We start from the raw sequence: 20,036 nt of genomic DNA, 5'->3' as shown, positions 1-20,036 counted from the left end.
CTTTTGCACCTTCTACTTTTGCTGAAAAATAATGGAGTACTCCATGAGTCGTTTTTGGACAGATAAAATTGCTTCTCTTGACCCTTATGTGCCAGGCGAACAACCGCAAGACAAAAAGTACATCAAGCTAAATACCAACGAAAGCCCATACTCGCCATCGCCTAAAGCTCTAGAAGCTATGGTGTTTGAAGTGAGTGAACGTTTGCGCCTTTACCCAGATCCAAATTGTGCTACGCTGAAAAATGCCTTGGCAAAAAACTACCAATTAGATGCGAACCAAGTTTTTGTTGGTAACGGTTCAGATGAAGTGTTGGCCTTGGCTTTCATGGGTTACTTTGCTGGTGGCAAGCCATTGGCTTTCGCCGATATCACTTATAGCTTCTACAAAGTGTACGCTGGCTTATACAGCATCGAACCAAAGCTAATCCCGCTTAACGATGATTTCGACATCATTCCTGCGGATTACGAAAACCTAGACGTGTCAGGTGTGGTCATAACTAACCCTAACGCGCCAACAGGCAAGGCTTTGCCTTTGGCCGATATTGAAGCAATTCTAAAATCGAACCCAGATGTGGTTGTGTTAGTTGACGAAGCCTATGTGGACTTCGGCGCTCAAAGCGCGGTGTCTTTGATTAACCAATACCCAAATCTATTGGTTGTGCAGACCTTGTCTAAATCTCGTGCTTTAGCTGGGATTCGTGTTGGCTACGCATTGGGGCATCCAGATTTGATCGAAGGTTTGGAACGTTTAAAGAACTCCTTCAACTCCTATCCAATTGATCGTGTTGCCTTGGCTGGTGCCACTGCTGCTGTGGAAGATGAAGCTTATTTAAAAGAAATTTGCGAAAAAACCATCGCCACTCGTGAGAAATCTTTTAAAGACCTCGAAGCATTGGGGTTCAATATTATTCCATCTGCAACAAACTTTGTTTTCGCGACACATCCAGATAAAGACGCCGAGCAAATCTACCTTAATCTAAAAGAGCAGGGCATCCTCGTGCGTTTCTTTGGTAGCAATAAACCGCGTATCGGCAACTACCTACGTATTACTATTGGTACAGACGAAGAGATGGCCGCGTTAACTGCAGCGTTGAAAACTTTGTAATTGCATACATATGGCCTATTTTAAATAGGCATATTTTAGAAGACCGCTCGTAAATGAGCGGTTTTTGCTTTCTGGCCAGCAAAAGTATCATTATTTTTATAAGAAGTTCTTGTTTTGCTTTAGTGCTCTACTGGCGAAACCTCTGATAAATACCTTGGTCTAGTTTTTTAAATAGGATGAAGGGAAGCTTGAGTAAAATTTCTTACGGCCTGTGATTTATCTGAAATGTATATTAAACATAGCGACCTATTAGATTATTGTACGTTAGGTTAGTTGTTTGTTGAAAGCTTGGTAGTCAGTCTGTCTTTATGCGTTATTGATTTAGTAGCATGTTTTCATTGAGTATTTTTAGGACTGCTTTCCTTATTATGTGTTTTATTTTTTGTTTATTTTTTTAAAGAGTTCTCATGGAAAAATTGTTAGTTAGCTCTTGTCTAATGGGTTGTAAGGTACGTTATAACGGCAGTGATCTCCCCATGAGTCAGGCCGATTTTGGCTGGTTGGCTGAGCATTTTGAACTGGTGTCTTTTTGCCCCGAAGTGGCTGGTGGGTTGCCTACACCTCGGCCGCCAGCTGAGATTGACGTTGGCGCAGGATCGGATGTATTGTCGGGCGGCTCTAGGGTTATAGGTAATGATGGCGTGGATGTTTCTGAAGCATTTATAAATGGCGCACATTTGGCGTTGCAAGTTTGCCAAGCACATAATATTCGTTTTGCCATGTTGACCGAGTCCAGCCCATCTTGTGGGAGTGCAACGATTTATGACGGCTCGTTTGGTGGTATTAAAAAGCAAGGACAAGGCGTGGCTGCTGCATTGTTGGTGCAGCACGGTATTCATGTGTTTAGCCAAGAAACTTTTAATGACTTTAAGGTACTGATGGAAAATAACTATCCTAAATTATCGGGAGTTGAATGTGTTTGAGCCTGTAATACAAGAAGAAGCCACAGGATGTGGTATCGCTTCTGTGGCGAATATTTTGGGTAAAACGTATTCACAAATGAAAGCTTCTGCCAATGCTATGGGAATTTATGCTGATGATAAATCTCTTTGGTCAGATACGCAGTATGTAAGACAAATGCTGTCTGCCGCTGGCGTTGTAATGTCTATCGATGAAATCCCTTTTGAGTCGTGGCATGCTTTACCCTCCCTAGCTCTGCTAGCTATTAAGCACCATCAAGAAGAAGGCAAAAACTTCTGGCATTGGGTGGTGTTTAAACGGATTGATGGGAAGGCTTTTGTACTAGATTCTGCCAGTTATTTACCTGCTAATATTCGAACAGATTTCGAGAGCATGCAACCTAAATGGTTTATTGAAGTTATAGCGCCTTAGTTTGGGTTTGGCTAAAAAAAGTGCAATACTGCCGCAATAGCTTTGTTTGCGAAAACCTATTTTATTTTCTAATAGCCAATAGCCAATAGCCAATAGCCAATAGCCAATAGCCAATAGCCAATAGTCTGCTGACGCTACTAACATTCTACGAAGTGGATACTTAATTGATACGAGTCTTATGAATCAATCTTTATTATCGGAACAGAACACGACAGAATCTTTGGCAAATTTGCTGCTTAAAGTCGCTCAAGAAGATCGTCTGGCCTTCTCTGAGTTATATGAGGCTACTCACCGGAAACTTTTTGGCATTGTTTATCGTATCTTGAAGAATCAGGCAGCATCTGAAGAGGTGCTGCAAGAGGTTTATCTTAAGATATGGGAAAAGGCGGAGAGTTTTGATGCAAGCGTTGCGTCACCAATAACTTGGATGGCCACCATTGCACGTAACCGTACAATTGATGAGGTACGAAAAAATAAGCTGCCAGACAGTGATGTCGATGTAGATTTTGATTTAATCGCAGATGATTCGATGGCGCCAGATGACTCTTTTACTAAGAGCCGAGATTTATTAAAACTTGAGGCTTGCTTGGCTGAGCTTGAATCACCTCGTGCGGAGATGATTAAGGCTGCGTATTTAGACGGATTTTCTCGTCAAGAGCTTGCAGAACGTTTCGAACAGCCGCTAGGCACTATTAAAACTTGGCTTCATCGCAGCGTTAAGCAGCTGCAAGGTTGTATGAATTTATGAATAACAACGAAGAAACATCCATTCACACATTGGCGGCAGAGTACGTACTAGGTACGTTGGATAAAGACGAGCGCGACGCGGTAGAAGCACGACGTGTGAACGACCCTGTGCTCGATCAAGCCATTGTAAACTGGCAAGCACACCTTGCTGGATTAAATGACTACGTGCAGGATGCAGAGCCAAGAAAAGATCTGTTCGATGGTATTTTGGCTAAGCTTGATCAACGCATTGATAATAAAGCAATGAACGAAAAGTCACTGCGCGATAAATTAATGAGCACTGCAGATTCTTCTGCCGTTGTTGTCGAAATGGAAGCAATGCGGATTAAACTAAAACGGTGGCGATTCAGTGCATTAGGTGCATCGGCCATTGCGGCTTGTCTTGCCATCTTTATGGTTGTTAAACCACCAATAGCGCCTAGTATTCAAGCCAACGCGCCTTTTGTCGCAGTGTTTCAAGCTGATGATAAGCAGCCAGCTTTTATTATGTCATTGGATATTGAAACCCGTCAGCTGACGGTTCGCCCTGTTACTGCACAAGGACAAGCGGCAGGTAAAACGTATCAGCTATGGATTAAGGCGGATGAAATTGGGCCAACACCACGATCTTTAGGTTTATTGGCGAATGTTGCTACCCCAATTCAAAAACAAATTAATTATGATCCTGCGGTGATTCGCCATGCGACGTTTGGTATTAGTGTTGAGCCAGCAGGAGGCTCTCCAACCGGTGTGCCAACTGGCCCTGCTATTCATGGCAGACTGTATCCAACGTCTTTATAATTTAGAAATTATGATCGTCAAAGCCAACCTAAACAGGTTGGCTTTTTTTATATTTGCACCTTCATCTTAAGGTTTTAGAAAAATAATTTAAAAAACACTTATTTGCTGAAACCTTTTTAAATTGTGCTCGTAGCTATGAGTGTAAAAGGAAAATACTACACAATAAGACATAATTTAGAGGTTTATTATGAAAAATGCATTTTCACGTATTGCGCTTGGTTTAGGTATTTTGACAATGACTGGTGCTGCGTTAGCGGGTGGAATGAGCGGTAAACTTGCTGTTAAAGGCAGTGATCAGGATGTATCGGGCGGAACAGTCAGCGCTGACATGGTAATGGCGGATAGCAACGGTTGGTTGGTTGTACATCGTACAGATAAAGCGATGAAGCCTGGTCCTGTGGTGGCCTATGCACCACTTAAAAAAGGTCAAAACCATGATGTGGCAGCGATCCTTACTGAACCTGTTAAGTCTGGTGAAATGTTAATGCTGATGTTGCATGGTGAAGCTGGTGGCATGAAAACAGGTATTTTTGAATACACCTTAGGTGCGAAAGAAGATGGCCCGATCAAAGTAGACGGGAAGCTAGTGATGGACGTTATTACAGCAAAATAATATAGAAAATTATCCAATAAGGGGCAGATGGATTTTTATCTGCTCCTTATTTTTATGTATTTTCAATTAGGCGTTTATCCCAGTAAGGATGCGAACGGCCAAAAAAATCTGCCATAAAGTCGAGAAAATACACAACCTTTGATGACTTCATTCGATTGCCTGGATAGAGAGCGTAAATACTTTGTTGAGTATCTTTTTCTGATCCTTCCCAGTGTTCTAGCAAGGCGACCAATTCCCCAGACGCCAAATGCTGAAACACCAACCAGCGTGGAAATAAGATAACCCCTTGGCCAGCTAAAGCTGCCTGTACCAAAATATCCGCATTATTGCTGCATAAGTTACCAGCGACTTCAATACATTCGAATACTGGCTTTTCTTCTTGTCGGAAGAACCAGTTACGACGTCCGTTATTACCCTTATAAACCAAGCAGTTTAAGTCGAGAAGTTGCTTAGGCTGAATTAGGGAACCGATTTTTCCTTTCATGTTTTCAAGATAACTGGGTGCTGCGCACAGTACGAATTGTTCGTCGGCAACGGCTTGATAATTGAGGCTAGAGTCTTCAAAACCACCAATTCGAATTACAATGTCAGAGCCATTCGCCACGGGATCAACATAGGCATCGGTAAGCATCAGCTCGACGTTAATGTCTGGGTAGCGCTGTTGAAACTGACAGATTAACTTAGACAAGTGTAAGCGGCCAAATGAAACGGGCGCATTAATGTTTAAGTTACCTTGTGGTGTTAGAAGGGAGCCTTTGGCGTGCTCTGTCGCTAAATCTAAACTTGTTAATGCTTCTCTTACTTCGGCGAAATAATAAGCGCCTACTTCGGTGAGTTTTACCGCACGGGTGTGTCTATAAAAAAGGCGTTGGCCAAGCTCATCTTCCAAAGCTGAAATGTATCGAGAGATAGAAGAGGGTGGTAAATCTAACTCGCGCGCTGCGGCAACAAAGCTACCTTTTTTGGCAACGGAAAGAAAAACTCTAAGAGGTTTGATGCTCATAATGCAATTATCACTTGTTATTTGTGTTATTGATTTAATTTAAGCACTAATGAAGAATGCCCGCAACGAAAACGAGTGGAATGAAACGTATGCAAATAATTGTTTATCTCCTAGTGTTAGCTGCGGGTATGGGGTTGTCTATTGAGGCTGGACTCTTAGGGCCTTTAGGTGAGTTAGTCGGGCACTTTTCAGCCACGCTAGCGATTTTTATGATTGGTTCGATATTGTTGTCATTGATTATGATTTTCTTTGCCAAGCCTAATTTGTCTGAACTATTCAAGCAGCCTAAATGGTTACTGACCGGCGGCGTGTTGGGCCCTATTTATGTGGTATTCCTCACCATAGCCACTCCGATTATTGGTGTCGGTATGACAATGACCAGTGTTTTATTAGGACAAATCGGCATGAGCCTAGTGATTGATCATTATGGTTTGTTAGGCAGTGAAAAGCGCGGGATTGATCCGTATCGAATTTTGGCCGTGGTGATGATTGTTGTCGCCCTTTGGCTTTTGAGTTAGGAGCAAATAGTATGACCGTATTTTTCGCAGTTTTTATGTTGATATTGGGCGGTGTTGCCCTGTCTGTACAATCTTCAATTAATGGACGTCTTGGTAATAGTGTTGGCGTGATAGCCAGTGCTTGGCTGACTTTTGTGATTGGTTTCGCTATCTCGTTCTTATTGTTTTTCTTCTTTGAATCGAACCATGAGGTCACCCTTTTTAGTGCGCCAAAATGGCAACTTAGTGGGGCTTTATTTGGCGTAATGTACATGCTGATCGTGGTGTTTGCGGTGCCCAAAATCGGTATCGCAGCGGCGACAGTGTGTACAATTTCTGGTCAGTTGATCATGAGTTTGATCATCGATCATTTTGGTTGGTTAGATAACAATATTATTCCATTAGACAGTAATCGATATGTTGCCATTTTATTATTAATTGGTGCCATCACAATGATTTATATGAGTAACAAACGTATCGCAAAATCAGCTTAATAATTCATCCTGTCCATCTTTAATGGCCTAGCCGATCTGTAATCAATAGATCGGCTAGGCCATTTTTGTCTTTATTCCTTCATCACGAGAAGTCTTCTCAATTTAGCTGTTTCAATAAAAGTCTCCGAACTGCGTTCTGTATTTTGCATTTAGCTTGTAAACTGGCATTTTTGGCGAAACACTGTCGACTATAGATTCAGTAATTACGGAGTAGAAATGGATATTCAGAAAGTTGATATGGCTGATTTGGAACTTGTTAAGCACTTTATTGGCCAAGTATCTGCTGTGGATGTGTTGCCTAATTTTAATGATCAAGGTAAGGCTGAGTACAAAGCGCGTGTTTTGCCAGATATTATTACAACGTTTGATGCTGAACGTTTTCAGATATTTAAAGTTGTCTTTGCTGGCGAAATCGTGGGTTTTGGTGCGTTACGCGATGGCAATTATCTTACTCACTTATTTGTGTCTAAATCGCTGCAAGGTCAGGGGATAGGAAAGCGACTCCTTAACGCTTTATTAGATACGTCAGAAGCTAAAGAAATCAGCCTGCGCTCTTCAGTGAATGCGGTTGGCTTTTATGAATCTTATGGGTTTGAAGCAACAGGAAGTGAGGCTGATTTTAATGGTATTCGTTTTGTGCCTATGAGTTTGACGCGTTGATTAAATTATTAGAAGGAAAGTTCTATTGCCTGAGTTAAAAACAATAGGTCTTTTTATGGTGGCAGCACTGGCAGAAATTGTCGGCTGTTACCTGCCTTATCTTTGGCTGCGTGAAGGGAAAACGGTTTGGTTATTAGTGCCGGCAGCGTTAAGTCTGGCGCTATTTGCTTGGCTGCTGACGTTACACCCGACTGCATCAGGACGAGTCTATGCGGCTTATGGTGGTGTTTATATCTTTATGGCTGTTTTATGGTTGTGGGTGGTTGACGGTATTCGTCCAACCACTTGGGATATGATTGGGTCTGCAGTAGCGCTTTTAGGGATGGCAATTATTATGTTTGCCCCACGGACTGCATAATATGGTTTGATTGATAGCTTTAAACTGACAGATCTAAAGGATAAGTGTTAACTGAGGGAGAGATTTTAAACATGGCATTTTCAGAGCAAGAGAAACAAGCATTACTTGAATTGAAAGGTGTTGGGCCTACCGTTATTAAGCGTTTTGAAGAAATCGGTATTGATTCATTCGAAAAACTGGCTGCTTATGAAGCAAAAGATATCGCCGGCATGGTTGCTTCGATGTTGAGAACAACCTGTTGGAAAAATAGTCCGCAGGCTTTGTCTGCTGTAGATTCTGCGATAGTTCGAGCTAGACAGGGCGTTTCTTAAAATCTAATGTTAAAGACTAATGATGTGGGGACGACCTCACCGCTCCAATTAATAATGAGGACGACCTCATAATATGAGGTGTTTTTATGAGCTGGTTTATTCTAGTCATTGCAGGGTTATTGGAAGTAAGTTGGGCTATTGGCTTGAAATATACCGAGGGCTTTACCAAGTTATGGCCCTCGATAGGGACTATTTTGTCATTGATTGTTAGCTTTGTATTACTTGGTTTGGCGATGAAAACATTGCCTGTAGGTGTGGCTTATGCAGTATGGGTTGGCATAGGTTTGGTTGGCACAGCAATACTGGGTATTTTGTTGTTTGATGAATCAGCCCAGACATTAAAGCTAATCAGTCTTGGCTTAATCTGCGCTGGAATAGTGGGCTTGAAATTGACTAGTTCTTAATTAACAGTAGCTTCTTCTTATTCAAACATAGCGCTAGATTTTTTAGCGTTATGTTTGATTTTAATGTCATAAGTGAGTTTATTTAATGCTTTTATATAGAGGCATTTTTTTAATGTTGCGCTTTGCGCAAGCCGAAAACTCTCTCGATAATTTACTTCGAATATGGTCCGCAGAATAATACATGGTGTAGCGATATTTTAATTGTGGTCTAAAAGGCCGAGTTACAACATTTAGTCCAGTCCACATGCTAGCGTTAAAGGGATCTAAGAGCGCAATGCAGAGTCCAGCAGCTACCATTCCATATCCTGAAAGAGAACGCTGAGTGGAAAACTGTGAGCGGATTTTAATGTTGTGTTCTTTCAACAAGCTTTTATGGCTGTGCCATTCCATACCATCTTCATCAATCAACTTTAGAAGGTTTTCGCCATTTAAATCTGTAGGCGTTATCACATCTTTTTGTGCCAAAGGATGGCTTTCTTGTAGAACACATACCCAATCAACATCAATTAAAGGTTCTTCAATAAAACCCGAATGATAGTCTGCATGATTCGTAAGAATTAGATCGTATTTGGCATGCCTTAACCCTCTCATTAGTTGATCAACACTGTCCGTTAATAAACTGATGTGAACATCTGGATTTTCGTCGACAAAATGGCGTATTAAAGTCGGAGTTAATTGAGTTGCTAACGCAGGAGTTGAGCCAATTGTCAGGCTTCCATGGGTCGACTGCTTTAAATTTTCTGCAAAATTTTCTAGATGATGAATGCCATGAACAACACCTTTTACTTCTTCGTAAAAAGCCATAGCTTCGGCTGTTGGAATCATTCTTCCCTTTTGTTTTTGGAATAATTCAAAGCCAATAGTGTCCTGTAAGTCTTTGATAAGTCGACTTATTGATGGCTGAGATACTTGCAGTGTCATGGCTGCTTGAGAGAAAGAGCCTTTCTCAATAACAGCTAAAAATGCTTGAAGTTGTTTGTATTGCATCGCTATAGCTCATAGTTTTTTCGAATATAACTATACATAAATGGCTATTGTTCGAATAGCTTATATGTGAAATATTTATTCTTAATTGAGCTCATTATTCATAAGTTCGCAAAAAATGCGGATATAAAAAAACAAAATGTGGGGAACTATCGTGCAGGATATTAATGAAGATAAAAGCTATTCGAGTCAGATAAAAGATAAGCGGGCTTGGTATTTAAGAATGCCAGATCCAATGGTGCTGATATTTTATATTTTATTGGTGGCCAGTGCACTTTCTTGGATAGTGCCAAAAGGAGCTTATGATCTAGAAAAAGTTGATGGTCGGCAACGCGTGGTTGCGGGATCGTTTCATTATTTAGCTGAGGATACTAGTAGTAACACTCTTGCTTCTGTGGTGAATAATGTCTTTGATATTTTTGTGGCTATACCACAAGGGCTAATTCAATCTGCGCAGTATCTGTTTATTGTATTTATTGCTGGCGGTCTCTTTAATATTTTATATCGTACTAATGCACTGGAAAATTTTGTCGGAACATCGGTTAAGCGTATAGGGCTTAAGCGCGGTAATTTACTTATTTGGTTATCGACCTATTTATATGGTGTGTTTGGTATCGCTGTTGGTTTTGAAAATAACATTGCTTTGGTGCCGGTGGCTTTGTTGGTATCCAGTGCGCTAGGCTATAAAAACCTTGTTGGCGCCTGTATTGCGATAGGCGGTATCGGTATCGGTTTTGCTCTCTCTCCTATTAATCCTTATACCGTCGGTGTATCTCAAAGTATTGCGGGCTTACCTATTTTTTCTGGTGCTTTGTTGCGGTGTATTCTGACCTTTTTGTCTCTAAGTCTATTGGCTTGGTACATCACTAAATTTGTTGCGCCAAAAGCTAAAGCAGAAGAATCTACATCGGATCAACTGTCCAAACAGCTTTCTGACTATCGTATGAACTCTCGTGATGTCTGCGTTATGTTGGTTTTTTTAGCAGGTATTGTAGTTATTGCTGGGTGTTCCTATCTCGCTGGAACGGGCGTATTAGGCCGTAGTTGGTATATTAAAGAAATCACTGCTGTCTTTATCGTTATGTCTATTGTCATTGCTGCTATTTGTCGAATCGGGGCGAATCAATATGTAAAACATATGATTGACGGGGCTTCGAAAGTGACTGCTGGTGCTTTGGTTATTGGCTTGGCAGCATCAATCAAGGTCGTACTTGAAGATGGGCAAATTATTTATACTATTGTGCACACCTTAAATTTGCTGATCGATTTCATGCCGGATGCGCTTATTGCAGTCACCATCAGTGTGATTCAAGGAGTAATCAACTTATTTATCCCAAGTGGTTCAGGTCAAGCTTTAGTGACTATGCCGATTCTCATTCCTCTTGCTGATTTGGTGGGTATTAGTCGCCAAGTAATGATTCTCGCTTTTCAGGTTGGTGATGGTATTACCAATTTAATCATTCCAACGTCTGGCGGCACTTTAGCCATGCTGGCATTAGCACGAGTGGGCTTTTCTGAATGGGTTAAGACTATTTTTCCGGTCATTATAATGGTTTATGTGCTTAGTTGGATATTTCTTGTTTTTGCGCAGTATACGAATTGGTCATAACGTTTTAATTAAATGGCGCCGCCACTATGGATGTTGTGCGGCGTTTTGGAGATATAAGTGAATATGAAAAAAATGCAGCGTATTGCCTTAATTGGTGGCACTCATGGAAATGAATTATCCGGTATTTATTTGGTGAAAAAATGGTTGGCTCAACAAACATTGAAGCAATGGGATACATTGGATATTACCGCTCGTATTGTTAATCCAAGAGCCTGTGAGCAATCCGTTCGTTATATTGAAACAGATCTGAATCGTGAGTTTGGTGTTGGCCTTGATGATATGGATAAGACAGGGTACGAAGCGTTATTGGCTAAAAAAATTAATATTGAGTTTGGTCCTAAAGGTAATTCCCCCTACGAGTTTTTGATTGATTTACATAATACAACATCAAATATGGGAGCTTGTTTGATGTTACAACGTAAAAATTCCTTCACTGTTTTGTTAGGTGGTTATGTAAAGCATCGGATGCCACACGCCAATATCTATTTTCAAGATAATGTGCCGGAGGAAAAGCAGAACTTCTTACTTACTGTGGCTCAGCAAGGTGTAACTGTCGAAGTAGGGCCCCAACCAAATTCAGTGCTTCAACAAGAAACCCTAGGTTTAATGGAGGAAATGACAAAGCATATTTTGGACTTTGTTGAGCTATGTAATAGCGGCACAGCTTTAGAAATACCAGATGAATATGATGCATTTCAATATTCTGAAAATCTACATTTGCCAGTTAACGAAAATGGACAAAGAGAAGGTTTGGTATCTAGTCTGGTTGATCAGAAAGACTTTCAGCCAATAGAGCCTGGTCAGGTGGTAATGGAAACGTTTGCTGGAGAAAAGATTACTTGGCAGGGGGATTATACCGCGTATCCATTATTTATTAATGAAGCGGCTTATCACACAAGTCATAGCGCTATGACACTGTCTCGTAAAGTATTGATGTCTTGTCGCAATTATAAATAACGGCGGCTCATTAAGGTCAGAGTGAACTCTGACCTTAATGAGCAAGCACTGCTTCAGTTTAGGTATTATGGGTTTTAGTTGTACTTAATAAGCACCTTCGCTGTAAATTAGCTCATAACTGTGGCTATAGATTTCTAAAATATTGCCAAATGGATCTTCCATGTAAATCATGCGATAAGGCTTGCTTCCAGGGTAATAGTAACGTGGCTCTTTCATGCGTTTTTTACCACCGGCGGCGACAATTTTTTCCGCTAGTTCTTCTAAGTTTGGATCCTGTACACAAAAGTGAAAAATTCCGGTTTTCCAATATTCGAAATTATTCTCTGGATTTTCTTGTCCTTTAAATTCAAAAATCTCTACGCCAATACGGTCACCAGTTGAGAGGTGGGCAATACGGAATTTTTCCCAGCCGCCGCCAAAAACGTCGGTGCACATTTCACCAATTGGGCTGTCGTCTTCTAGGATATCTGTCGGCTTCATAATCAAATACCAGCCCATTACTTGGGTGTAAAATTCCACCGCTTTATTCAGGTCTGGGACAGAAATACCAATGTGTGAAAAATTACGTGGATAAACATTATTCATGATCTTTTCCTATGTTGTGATTTTTCTGTAGATTACAAATCATCATCTATTAAGTAAAATTATCATTAATAATTGATATGAGTATTTTTTGTAATGATAAATCCACTTTGGTTACGTAGCTTTTGTACTCTGGTTGAGGTGATGCATTTCACTCGAACCGCTAAGCAATTAAATATGACGCAATCAGGCGTCAGCCAACATATCCATAAGCTTGAATCATTGCTTGAGCAGCCTTTGCTAATCCGTCAAGGTAAGCACTTTAGCTTGACGGATGCCGGTGAGCGTTTATACAGAGAAGGGCGTGAGTTGCTAAACAGTCTTGCTGAACTTGAACGAAATATTGGCGATGATCCTGCATTCGAAGGATTGGTTCGAGTTGTATCACCTGGAAGCGTTGGACTTAAACTTTATCATCAGTTGTTATTACTTCAGAAACAGCACCCTAAACTGGTAATAGATTATCGATTTGCGCCAAATCGAGAGGTTGAGCGTTTGATTTGCGAACATAAAGTAGATATTGGTTTTATGACCAGCTCTACTATGACGAATGATGTTCACATTCAATTGATAGGAGAAGAGGAATTGCTTTTGGTGACACCTTATACAATTCAGTCGCCGACTTGGCAACAACTGCAAACGCTGGGGTTTATTGACCACCCTGATGGTGCTTATCATGTAGGTTTGTTGTTAGGTGCGAATTATCCAGAATTTGAGGAGGGACAAGCATTTAAGCGTTCTGGTTTTTCAAATCAGATTAGTCTGATTCTTGAGCCTGTGGCGATGGGGCTGGGGTTTACTGTTTTACCTCGTCATGCCGTTGCCGCGTTTAATAAGCCCGATTGCATTTATATCAATCCGTTAGAGAAACAGGTCAGTGAAACTCTGTATCTTGGTGTGCATAGAAATAAGAAGCTACCGAATCGAGTTCATACGGTATTAAAAGAAGCTAAGTGCTGTTTGAGGTGATAAAAAACCACACTCATCGTTTTGATGAACGTGGTTTTTATATGGGATGCAATAGAGAATGATTTTATAGTTTGTTTTGAATGCTACGTAAAATTCCTTCGGCATCCAATCCAACACGTTTTAGCATGGAAGCATGGCTAGCATGTTCTTCATATTGATCTGGAAGACCAAGGTGAAGCGTTGGAATGTTTATGTTATTCGCAAGTAGGAACTCACTAACTGCTGATCCAGCTCCGCCCATGATGGCGTTTTCTTCAACGGTCACGATAAGTTTTGCCCCACGATGAGCCAGTAGCGCTTCCTCATCAATTGGTTTAACAAAGCGCATATCGAGCAAGGTTGCGTCTAACTTATCCGCTGCTTGTAGCGCATCGTAAGTAGGGCGACCAAAACCACAGATAACTATACCAGATTGCCCTGTTCGTAGCGTACGAGACTTACCTATTTTAAGTGTGCTCAATGTTGATTCAATGTCGACGCCTTGGCCTGTTCCTCGAGGATAACGTACTGCAGCTGGGCCTTTGTATTCATAGCCTGTTTGTAGCATTTTACGGCATTCGTCTTCGTCTGACGGAGCCATAACAACCATGTTTGGAATACAACGAAGATAGCTTAAATCGTAAACACCAGCATGAGTTGGACCGTCTTCGCCGACTAAACCTGCTCGATCAATGGCAAACAAGACATCAAGGTTTTGTAGAGCCACATCGTGAATAAGCTGATCGTAAGCACGCTGTAGGAAGGTCGAGTAAATCGCAACAACGGGTTTAACTCCATCGCATGCCATGCCAGCAGCTAATGTCACTGCGTGTTGTTCTGCGATAGCAACGTCAAAGTATCTTTCTGGAAAGCGATCAGCAAAATCAATTAGATCTGAGCCTTCTTTCATTGCAGGAGTAATGGCGACAAGCTTATCGTCTTGTTCTGCCGCATCACATACCCATTTACCAAAGACATTGCAGTATTTTGGCAGTTTGCTTTTTTCTACGTTAGGTTTTGGATCCGGTTCGATTTTATTAATAGCGTGATAGCCAATTGGATCACCTTCAGCTGGCTCAAAGCCTTTACCTTTTTTTGTGATGACATGAAGGAATTGAGGACCTTTTCGATCTTTTAAGTTAGATATAGTGGTTAATAAGTGATCCATATCGTGACCATCAATTGGCCCTATATAGTTAAAACCTAACTCTTCAAACATCATTCCTGGCGATACCATGCCTTTCATATGTTCTTCGGCTTTACGAGCGAGCTCTAATGCAGAAGGTAAGCCTGAGAAGACTTTTCTACCACCTTCTCTAATATTGTCGTAGGTCTTGCTAGCCCAAATGCGAGCAAAATAACTGGATAGCGCGCCAACTGGTTTTGATATGGACATTTCGTTGTCATTTAAAATGACCAACATATCAGCTTTAACATCACCTGCGTGATTAAGTGCCTCGAATGACATGCCAGCAGACATAGCGCCGTCGCCAATGATAGCAACAGCTTTGCGGCCAGTTTTTAGTTGTCGTGCAGCAAGAGACATACCCAGCGCAGCACCAATAGACGTACTTGAATGACCAACACCAAAAGTATCGTATTCACTTTCATCGCGTTTTGGGAAACCGGATATACCGTTTTCTTGACGAATGTTGAGCAAAGCCTCACGACGACCTGTTAAAATTTTATGGGGGTAGGCTTGATGACCTACATCCCAAACAATGCGATCTTCTGGTGTGTTGTATAAATAATGCAGGGCAACTGTAAGTTCTACGACACCAAGACCTGCGCCAAAATGACCGCCAGTTTGTCCAACACTGTAAAGCATGAACTCTCGTAATTCGCGGACAAGAGCTGGCAATTGCTCTTTTTTAAAGGCGCGTAAGTCAGCTGGTGAGTTGACTTCATCAAGTAGCGGCGTGTCAGGTCGCGCAGTAGGTATCTCTTCGAACATCGGCACAGGTTTGGTCACATTTAATTAATCTAAAAAAAGCGGGTAAGTATATCAGTGGTTACGACCAATAATATAGTTCGCAAGCTCAACTAAAGGCTGAGCGGCGTCACCAAATGGCGAAATCGCTGTAATGGCTTGGCTATGTAGGCTTTGAGCTAGCGCTTGAGCACCAGCTAAACCAAGCAGCTTAGGATAAGTTGGTTTGTTTGCCTCTTCATCCGAGAACTGAGTTTTGCCTAGCGTTGTTGTATCACTGGTGATATCAATGATGTCGTCTTGAACTTGAAAAGCTAGGCCAATTGCTACGGCATAAGCATCTAGAGCAGCAAAATCTGCTTCGCTTTTTGCACCAGTACTGATAGCTCCCATACGAATACTAGCTCGAATAAGTGCGCCCGTTTTATGTTGGTGCATTTGCTCAAGTTCATCAATATTGATGTTGTTGCCAACATTGGCCAAATCAATCATTTGTCCTGCAACCATGCCATGACGACCAGAAGCGTGAACAAGTTCTTGAATCAATTGTAGTTGCACTTTAGTGTTTTGATGTTTCGAGTCACTCAATAATTCAAAGGCAAAAGTCTGCAGTGCATCACCAGCAAGTATGGCTGTCGCTTCATCGAACTGTATGTGGCAAGTGGGTTTGCCGCGACGTAGATCGTCGTCATCCATGGCAGGTAAATCATCATGAATCAAGGAATAGGCATGGATTGATTCAATCGCCGCTGCACTGGCGTCAGTAAGATTGTTAGCTTCGCCAAATAAGGATGCGGCAGCATAGGTCAACATAGGGCGAACGCGTTTACCACCATTGAATAGGCTATATGCCATGGCACTTTGTAGATGAGTAGCGGGTTCGTATTGGCCTAAACTGTGTGTAAGGTAGTCATCAACTCTATGGCGAGCATATTGAGAAAAATCGTCTAAAGTCACGAATTTAATTCCGGGTCAAAAGTTTCTAGGTGCTCACCATCTTGTTTTTCCAACAGTATTTGAACTTTTTGCTCAGCTTGGGTGAGAACAGACTGACATTCTTGACTAAGTTTAACACCTTTTTCAAAGGCTTTTAGTGCCTCTTCAAGAGAAAGCTGATTAGACTCAAGCTGAGTGACTAGCGTATCTAATTCGCTGAGGTTTTCTTCAAAATGACGGACATTGGTTTTTCTAGACATGATGATTACTCTTGTTTGAACCTACGTTTTGTAACAGAAAATGACCTACTGTTCGAGGACGTGTTAACGAAAATTACAAAAATCATGTAAGAAGATGTCATTCTTCCGCTTTGTTTCGTATAGAATCATTAAAATGTATCGGTAGTATTATAGCTTTTTTGTTAGGAGACGTGTGTGGATATCGCAACGTTAATAGGACTTGTTGGATCTTTTATAGTAATTATTGCCGCTATTTTTGTCGGTGGGTCAGCAGGGATGTTCATCGACACTGCGTCAACGCTGATTGTATTAGTTGGTTCTACCTTTGTTGTTTTGATGCAATATCCTTTAAGTCAATTTCTTAGCGCAGGCAAAATTGCGGCAAAAGCCTTTATGTTTAAAAGCATTCCGTTAGACACATTGATCGATGAAATCTACGGTTTAGCTGATGAAGCGCGTAAAGGTGGTTTGCTTTCGTTAGAAGGTAAAGAAGTAAGTCATCCATTTTTATCAAAAGGCATTCAAATGCTGGTGGATGGTCACGACGGTAATGTTGTGAGAAGTCAACTATCTAAAGATATGAACCAATCTTATTACCGGCATAGTGCTGGAGCGAAAGTATTTAAAGCTTTTGGTGATGTGGGTCCTGCGATGGGGATGATAGGAACATTGGTTGGATTGGTGCAGATGTTGGCAAACATGTCAGACCCAAAAGCAATCGGCCCTGCAATGGCTGTTGCCTTGTTGACCACTCTTTATGGCGCCATGCTAGCCAACATGGTGTGTTTACCTATACAGGCGAAGTTGAATATTCGTGCTGATGAAGAATTAACCTGTCAGAAGTTGATTTTGGATGCCTTGCTTGCTATCCAGTCTGGTCAGAACCCTCGTATTTTGGATGGCGCACTGAAGACTTACATAGCAGAAGGTAAGCGAATTGAGCGTGAATAATATTTTAGTTGTAAACGGATTCGATAATGAGTGATGAAGAAGAGTCAGATTGCCCCGAATGTGTAGAGGGTTTACCTGCTTACATGGGAACTTTTGCGGATCTCATGTCTTTGTTGATGTGTTTCTTTGTACTTTTGCTGTCATTCGCTGAAATGGATGTTTTGAAATTTAAGCAACTTGCAGGATCATTGAAAGTGGCATTTGGTGTACAGCGTGAAGTTGAAGCGGAATCTATTCCTATGGGAACCTCTGTGATTGCACAGGAGTTTAGCCCTGGTCGTCCTGAACCGACACCAATTAATGAAGTTAAACAAAAAGCAGACAGTACACCTGAAAATACGCTTGAAGTTATTTGTAAGCCTGGTGATGCAGAACTAAAAGAGCAAAGTAATTCAGGTTCACCTGCACCAGTAACCTTTGTCGATAAATCTAAAGCTGATCTTGAAAAAGAGAAGAAAATTCAAGAAACAGAAGGCGATGCTCAAATGATAGCCTCTGTGATGCGAGAAGAGATTTCAAAAGGTACGGTGGAAATTGAAACACAAGAACAGACTATTACTATTCGGATAAAGGATCAGGGGTCATTTAAGTCGGGTTCTGCTGAATTAAATTATGATTTCATTCCGGTTATTGACTTGATTCGTGATGTACTTGTTGGAATTCAAGGTACTATTTCGGTAGAAGGACACACTGATAATATTCCTATAGCAAGTAGTCGATTCCGTTCGAATTGGCAATTGTCATCGGCGCGAGCTATTTCTGTGGCTGAGGAGCTGTTTTCTACCGGGCAACTTGATCAAGGTCGATTTGCTGTAACTGGTTATGCTGATACACGTCCTCTGGTGCCCAATGATACGCCTGCGAATCGTGCGACTAACCGACGTGTAGAGATTATTGTTAAGCAAAATGATACATCTCGCCCGAAAATGCGTAATACGGTAGACGAGATACCGTCAGATGGTGTTATTGAATTTGATCGAAATATGGTTGATGAGCTGAAACCAAACGAAATATTTTAATCAACTTGCCTATTAGTATAAAAAAGGAGCCTCGGCTCCTTTTTTATACTTTGCAGTAGGTCTTATTGATTTTTAATGCTGAGATTCAAGTGAATTTTTGTTATGGTTTGCGCAGACAAAATTGAGGAAGTAGATAAATGCGAGTAGCAGTCATTGGCGCATCAGGGCGCATGGGAAAAAATCTAATCACCGCCATTCATGATGCCGAAGGTGTATCCTTAGGCGCGGCTATTTTAAAGCCTGGTAGTAGCTTGATTGGTGCAGATGCAGGTGAGATTGCTGGTGTTGGTAAGTTGGGTGTTGCAGCCGTTGCTTCATTAGCTGATTGTGTAAATGATTTTGATGTTTTGATTGATTTCACAACTCCCTCGTTAACTTTAGAAAATGCTGCTTTCTGTGCTAAACACAAAAAAGCCATCGTGGTTGGAACAACTGGTCTAAATGACGCTGAAAAAGCGAAGTTAAACGAGGCTGCTCAGCAGTCTTCGGTTGTTTTTGCTCCTAATATGAGTGTTGGTGTGAATTTAACCCTTAAGCTGCTTGCTACTGCTGCAAGGATTTTGGGCGATGAATATGATGTGGAAATTGTCGAAGCTCATCATCGTCACAAAGTAGATTCTCCTTCTGGTACGGCACTGCGTATGGGTGAAGTGGTTGCTGAAGCGTTAGGGCGCAATTTAAAAGATTGTGCAGTTTATGGCCGAGAAGGTCAGACTGGTGCCCGTACTCAAAAAGAAATTGGCTTTGAAACCATTCGCGCTGGCGATGTGGTTGGAGAGCACAGTGTGTGGTTTGCAACTGAAGGTGAGCGTATTGAGATTGTTCACAAGGCAAGTAGCCGTATGACTTTTGCTAAAGGTGCAGTGCGTGCAGCAGGTTGGTTGGAAGGTAAGTCAGCTGGTATGTATGATATGCAGGATGTGCTGAATTTAAAATAATGGTTTGATGGTATTGCATTAAATCAAAATGGCCGCTAATTAGCGGCCATTTTGATTAGTTGAGTTCACTTTTAAACTAACGCATCAGGTGAATTGATATCCAGTAAAGGTGCAGCATCTAGATTCTCTGCGTCCATCATCATGGCGATGCGCTGTAAAGAAGAGAGTACTTGAGTCTGTTCCCAGCCTTCTAGAGAATCAAATTCATCGATGAATTTTTCATGCAGAAGCGGTGGCGTGGTTTTTAGTATTTCCATGCCTGAGGAAGTTAAGCGAGCATTAACGATACGTTTGTCTTTCTGAGCTCTAACACGCTCCACGTATTTCCTATCTTCTAGGCGGTTAAGTATGGTCGTCACAGTCGCTTGACTGAGGGACACACTGTCAGAGATTTTTCGTACAGTCACATCGCCCAGTTCTTCAATAGAGCGAAGCACCATGATTTGAGGAATTGTTAATCCACAGGCCTTTACAACGCGCTTAGATTGTAGATCTGTAGCACGGATAATGCGTCGTAAGTGGACAAGAACATCGTGTAAGTGTTGTGGTGAATCAGGCATAGCAATTAATTAATCCAAAAAATTTTACGGATTGTATGATTTTGTTTTGATCTGTAAAAGCTTAGTTTGAGAAATATTA

The 20,036-nt window shown here is 41.4% G+C and carries 25 protein-coding genes; 18 read left to right on the top strand and 7 right to left on the bottom strand.

The window, feature by feature from the left end; all coding sequences use genetic code 11:
* The first annotated feature begins 43 nt into the window (after window positions 1–43).
* From hisC to CCS02_RS14260, 6 genes are all read left to right on the top strand, one after another.
* The gene (gene hisC, locus CCS02_RS14290; RefSeq protein WP_100636930.1) at window positions 44–1,105 is read left to right on the top strand and encodes a histidinol-phosphate transaminase; all 1,062 of its coding nucleotides are present in this window, start codon (window positions 44–46) and stop codon (window positions 1,103–1,105) included.
* A 407-nt stretch (window positions 1,106–1,512) separates the two neighbouring features.
* Window positions 1,513–2,028, top strand: a complete 516-nt coding sequence (locus CCS02_RS14285; RefSeq protein ID WP_072839539.1) for a DUF523 domain-containing protein — start codon at window positions 1,513–1,515, stop codon at window positions 2,026–2,028.
* Entirely contained in the window at window positions 2,021–2,437 is a 417-nt protein-coding gene (locus tag CCS02_RS14280) for a hypothetical protein (protein ID WP_100636929.1), read from the top strand. Before CCS02_RS14285 ends, CCS02_RS14280 begins: the two co-directional genes overlap by 8 nt.
* A 178-nt stretch (window positions 2,438–2,615) precedes the next feature.
* Window positions 2,616–3,185, top strand: a complete 570-nt coding sequence (locus CCS02_RS14270; protein ID WP_100636927.1) for a sigma-70 family RNA polymerase sigma factor — start codon at window positions 2,616–2,618, stop codon at window positions 3,183–3,185.
* Window positions 3,182–3,964, top strand: a complete 783-nt coding sequence (locus CCS02_RS14265) for an anti-sigma factor (protein WP_100636926.1) — start codon at window positions 3,182–3,184, stop codon at window positions 3,962–3,964. Before CCS02_RS14270 ends, CCS02_RS14265 begins: the two co-directional genes overlap by 4 nt.
* Window positions 3,965–4,151: 187 nt before the next feature.
* Window positions 4,152–4,577 (top strand): DUF7282 domain-containing protein, encoded by a 426-nt coding sequence (locus tag CCS02_RS14260; RefSeq protein ID WP_100636925.1) that lies wholly within the window; start codon window positions 4,152–4,154, stop codon window positions 4,575–4,577.
* 52 nt (window positions 4,578–4,629) lie between these two features.
* Here CCS02_RS14260 and CCS02_RS14255 read toward each other — a convergent pair whose 3' ends face one another.
* A complete protein-coding gene (locus CCS02_RS14255) occupies window positions 4,630–5,580 on the bottom strand; it encodes a LysR family transcriptional regulator (protein WP_072839544.1) in 951 nt (316 codons plus the stop codon).
* Window positions 5,581–5,669: 89 nt separating this feature from the next.
* Between CCS02_RS14255 and CCS02_RS14250 the strand changes: the two genes are divergently transcribed.
* From CCS02_RS14250 to sugE, 6 genes are all read left to right on the top strand, one after another.
* Window positions 5,670–6,098, top strand: a complete 429-nt coding sequence (locus CCS02_RS14250) for a DMT family transporter (protein ID WP_100636959.1) — start codon at window positions 5,670–5,672, stop codon at window positions 6,096–6,098.
* An 11-nt stretch (window positions 6,099–6,109) separates the two neighbouring features.
* A complete protein-coding gene (locus CCS02_RS14245; RefSeq protein ID WP_100185950.1) occupies window positions 6,110–6,571 on the top strand; it encodes a DMT family transporter in 462 nt (153 codons plus the stop codon).
* Between the two features lie 216 nt (window positions 6,572–6,787).
* A complete protein-coding gene (locus tag CCS02_RS14240; protein WP_100636924.1) occupies window positions 6,788–7,231 on the top strand; it encodes a GNAT family N-acetyltransferase in 444 nt (147 codons plus the stop codon).
* Between the two features lie 25 nt (window positions 7,232–7,256).
* The gene (locus CCS02_RS14235; protein WP_100636923.1) at window positions 7,257–7,589 is read left to right on the top strand and encodes a YnfA family protein; all 333 of its coding nucleotides are present in this window, start codon (window positions 7,257–7,259) and stop codon (window positions 7,587–7,589) included.
* 71 nt (window positions 7,590–7,660) lie between these two features.
* Window positions 7,661–7,900, top strand: a complete 240-nt coding sequence (locus CCS02_RS14230) for a helix-hairpin-helix domain-containing protein (protein WP_100636922.1) — start codon at window positions 7,661–7,663, stop codon at window positions 7,898–7,900.
* An 86-nt stretch (window positions 7,901–7,986) separates the two neighbouring features.
* Window positions 7,987–8,304, top strand: a complete 318-nt coding sequence (gene sugE / locus CCS02_RS14225) for a quaternary ammonium compound efflux SMR transporter SugE (RefSeq protein WP_100185952.1) — start codon at window positions 7,987–7,989, stop codon at window positions 8,302–8,304.
* A 78-nt stretch (window positions 8,305–8,382) separates the two neighbouring features.
* Here sugE and CCS02_RS14220 read toward each other — a convergent pair whose 3' ends face one another.
* Window positions 8,383–9,291 carry a LysR family transcriptional regulator gene (locus tag CCS02_RS14220; protein WP_100636921.1) on the bottom strand — a complete coding sequence of 303 codons (909 nt, stop codon included), beginning with the start codon at window positions 9,289–9,291 and terminating at the stop codon, window positions 8,383–8,385.
* Between the two features lie 151 nt (window positions 9,292–9,442).
* Between CCS02_RS14220 and CCS02_RS14215 the strand changes: the two genes are divergently transcribed.
* Together CCS02_RS14215 and CCS02_RS14210 are read left to right on the top strand one after the other, a co-directional pair.
* Entirely contained in the window at window positions 9,443–10,897 is a 1,455-nt protein-coding gene (locus CCS02_RS14215; RefSeq protein WP_198515384.1) for a YfcC family protein, read from the top strand.
* A 63-nt stretch (window positions 10,898–10,960) separates the two neighbouring features.
* A complete protein-coding gene (locus tag CCS02_RS14210) occupies window positions 10,961–11,854 on the top strand; it encodes an aspartoacylase (protein WP_100636919.1) in 894 nt (297 codons plus the stop codon).
* Window positions 11,855–11,938: 84 nt separating this feature from the next.
* Here CCS02_RS14210 and CCS02_RS14205 read toward each other — a convergent pair whose 3' ends face one another.
* Window positions 11,939–12,439: a lactoylglutathione lyase family protein gene (locus CCS02_RS14205; protein ID WP_100636918.1), complete on the bottom strand. Its 501-nt coding sequence runs from the start codon at window positions 12,437–12,439 to the stop codon at window positions 11,939–11,941.
* Between the two features lie 93 nt (window positions 12,440–12,532).
* Here CCS02_RS14205 and CCS02_RS14200 point away from each other — a divergent pair, with 93 nt between their 5' ends.
* A complete protein-coding gene (locus CCS02_RS14200) occupies window positions 12,533–13,405 on the top strand; it encodes a LysR family transcriptional regulator (protein ID WP_100636917.1) in 873 nt (290 codons plus the stop codon).
* 64 nt (window positions 13,406–13,469) lie between these two features.
* On the opposite strand, the gene dxs is transcribed toward CCS02_RS14200, so the two are convergent.
* Genes dxs through CCS02_RS14185 form a run of 3 tightly spaced genes read right to left on the bottom strand, consistent with a single transcriptional unit; the run spans window position 13,470 to window position 16,510 of the window.
* Complete coding sequence (dxs, locus tag CCS02_RS14195) at window positions 13,470–15,338, bottom strand: 1-deoxy-D-xylulose-5-phosphate synthase (protein ID WP_100636958.1); 1,869 nt, start codon at window positions 15,336–15,338, stop codon at window positions 13,470–13,472.
* A gap of 51 nt (window positions 15,339–15,389) precedes the next feature.
* Window positions 15,390–16,271, bottom strand: a complete 882-nt coding sequence (ispA, locus tag CCS02_RS14190; protein WP_100636916.1) for a (2E,6E)-farnesyl diphosphate synthase — start codon at window positions 16,269–16,271, stop codon at window positions 15,390–15,392.
* Window positions 16,268–16,510 carry an exodeoxyribonuclease VII small subunit gene (locus tag CCS02_RS14185; protein WP_072839552.1) on the bottom strand — a complete coding sequence of 81 codons (243 nt, stop codon included), beginning with the start codon at window positions 16,508–16,510 and terminating at the stop codon, window positions 16,268–16,270. The genes ispA and CCS02_RS14185 overlap by 4 nt, the downstream gene beginning before the upstream one ends.
* Window positions 16,511–16,684: 174 nt before the next feature.
* Between CCS02_RS14185 and pomA the strand changes: the two genes are divergently transcribed.
* The 3 genes from pomA to dapB all read left to right on the top strand — a co-directional run bounded on the left by pomA (window position 16,685) and on the right by dapB (window position 19,397).
* Window positions 16,685–17,440 carry a flagellar motor protein PomA gene (gene pomA, locus CCS02_RS14180; protein ID WP_072839553.1) on the top strand — a complete coding sequence of 252 codons (756 nt, stop codon included), beginning with the start codon at window positions 16,685–16,687 and terminating at the stop codon, window positions 17,438–17,440.
* Window positions 17,441–17,466: 26 nt separating this feature from the next.
* Entirely contained in the window at window positions 17,467–18,459 is a 993-nt protein-coding gene (locus tag CCS02_RS14175; RefSeq protein WP_100185956.1) for a flagellar motor protein MotB, read from the top strand.
* Window positions 18,460–18,596: 137 nt separating this feature from the next.
* On the top strand, window positions 18,597–19,397 hold the full coding sequence (gene dapB / locus CCS02_RS14170; RefSeq protein WP_100185957.1) for a 4-hydroxy-tetrahydrodipicolinate reductase: 801 nt from the start codon (window positions 18,597–18,599) through the stop codon (window positions 19,395–19,397).
* Between the two features lie 71 nt (window positions 19,398–19,468).
* Here the strand turns inward: dapB and CCS02_RS14165 are convergent, their stop codons facing one another.
* The gene (locus CCS02_RS14165) at window positions 19,469–19,957 is read right to left on the bottom strand and encodes a MarR family winged helix-turn-helix transcriptional regulator (protein ID WP_072839556.1); all 489 of its coding nucleotides are present in this window, start codon (window positions 19,955–19,957) and stop codon (window positions 19,469–19,471) included.
* Window positions 19,958–20,036 lie beyond the last annotated feature (79 nt).

This window comes from Marinomonas sp. ef1, from assembly GCF_002806845.1.
GTDB lineage: Bacteria > Pseudomonadota > Gammaproteobacteria > Pseudomonadales > Marinomonadaceae > Marinomonas > Marinomonas polaris.
The sequence above is the reverse complement of the archived record's forward strand: the minus strand, read 5'-3'. Positions and strand labels throughout refer to the sequence as shown.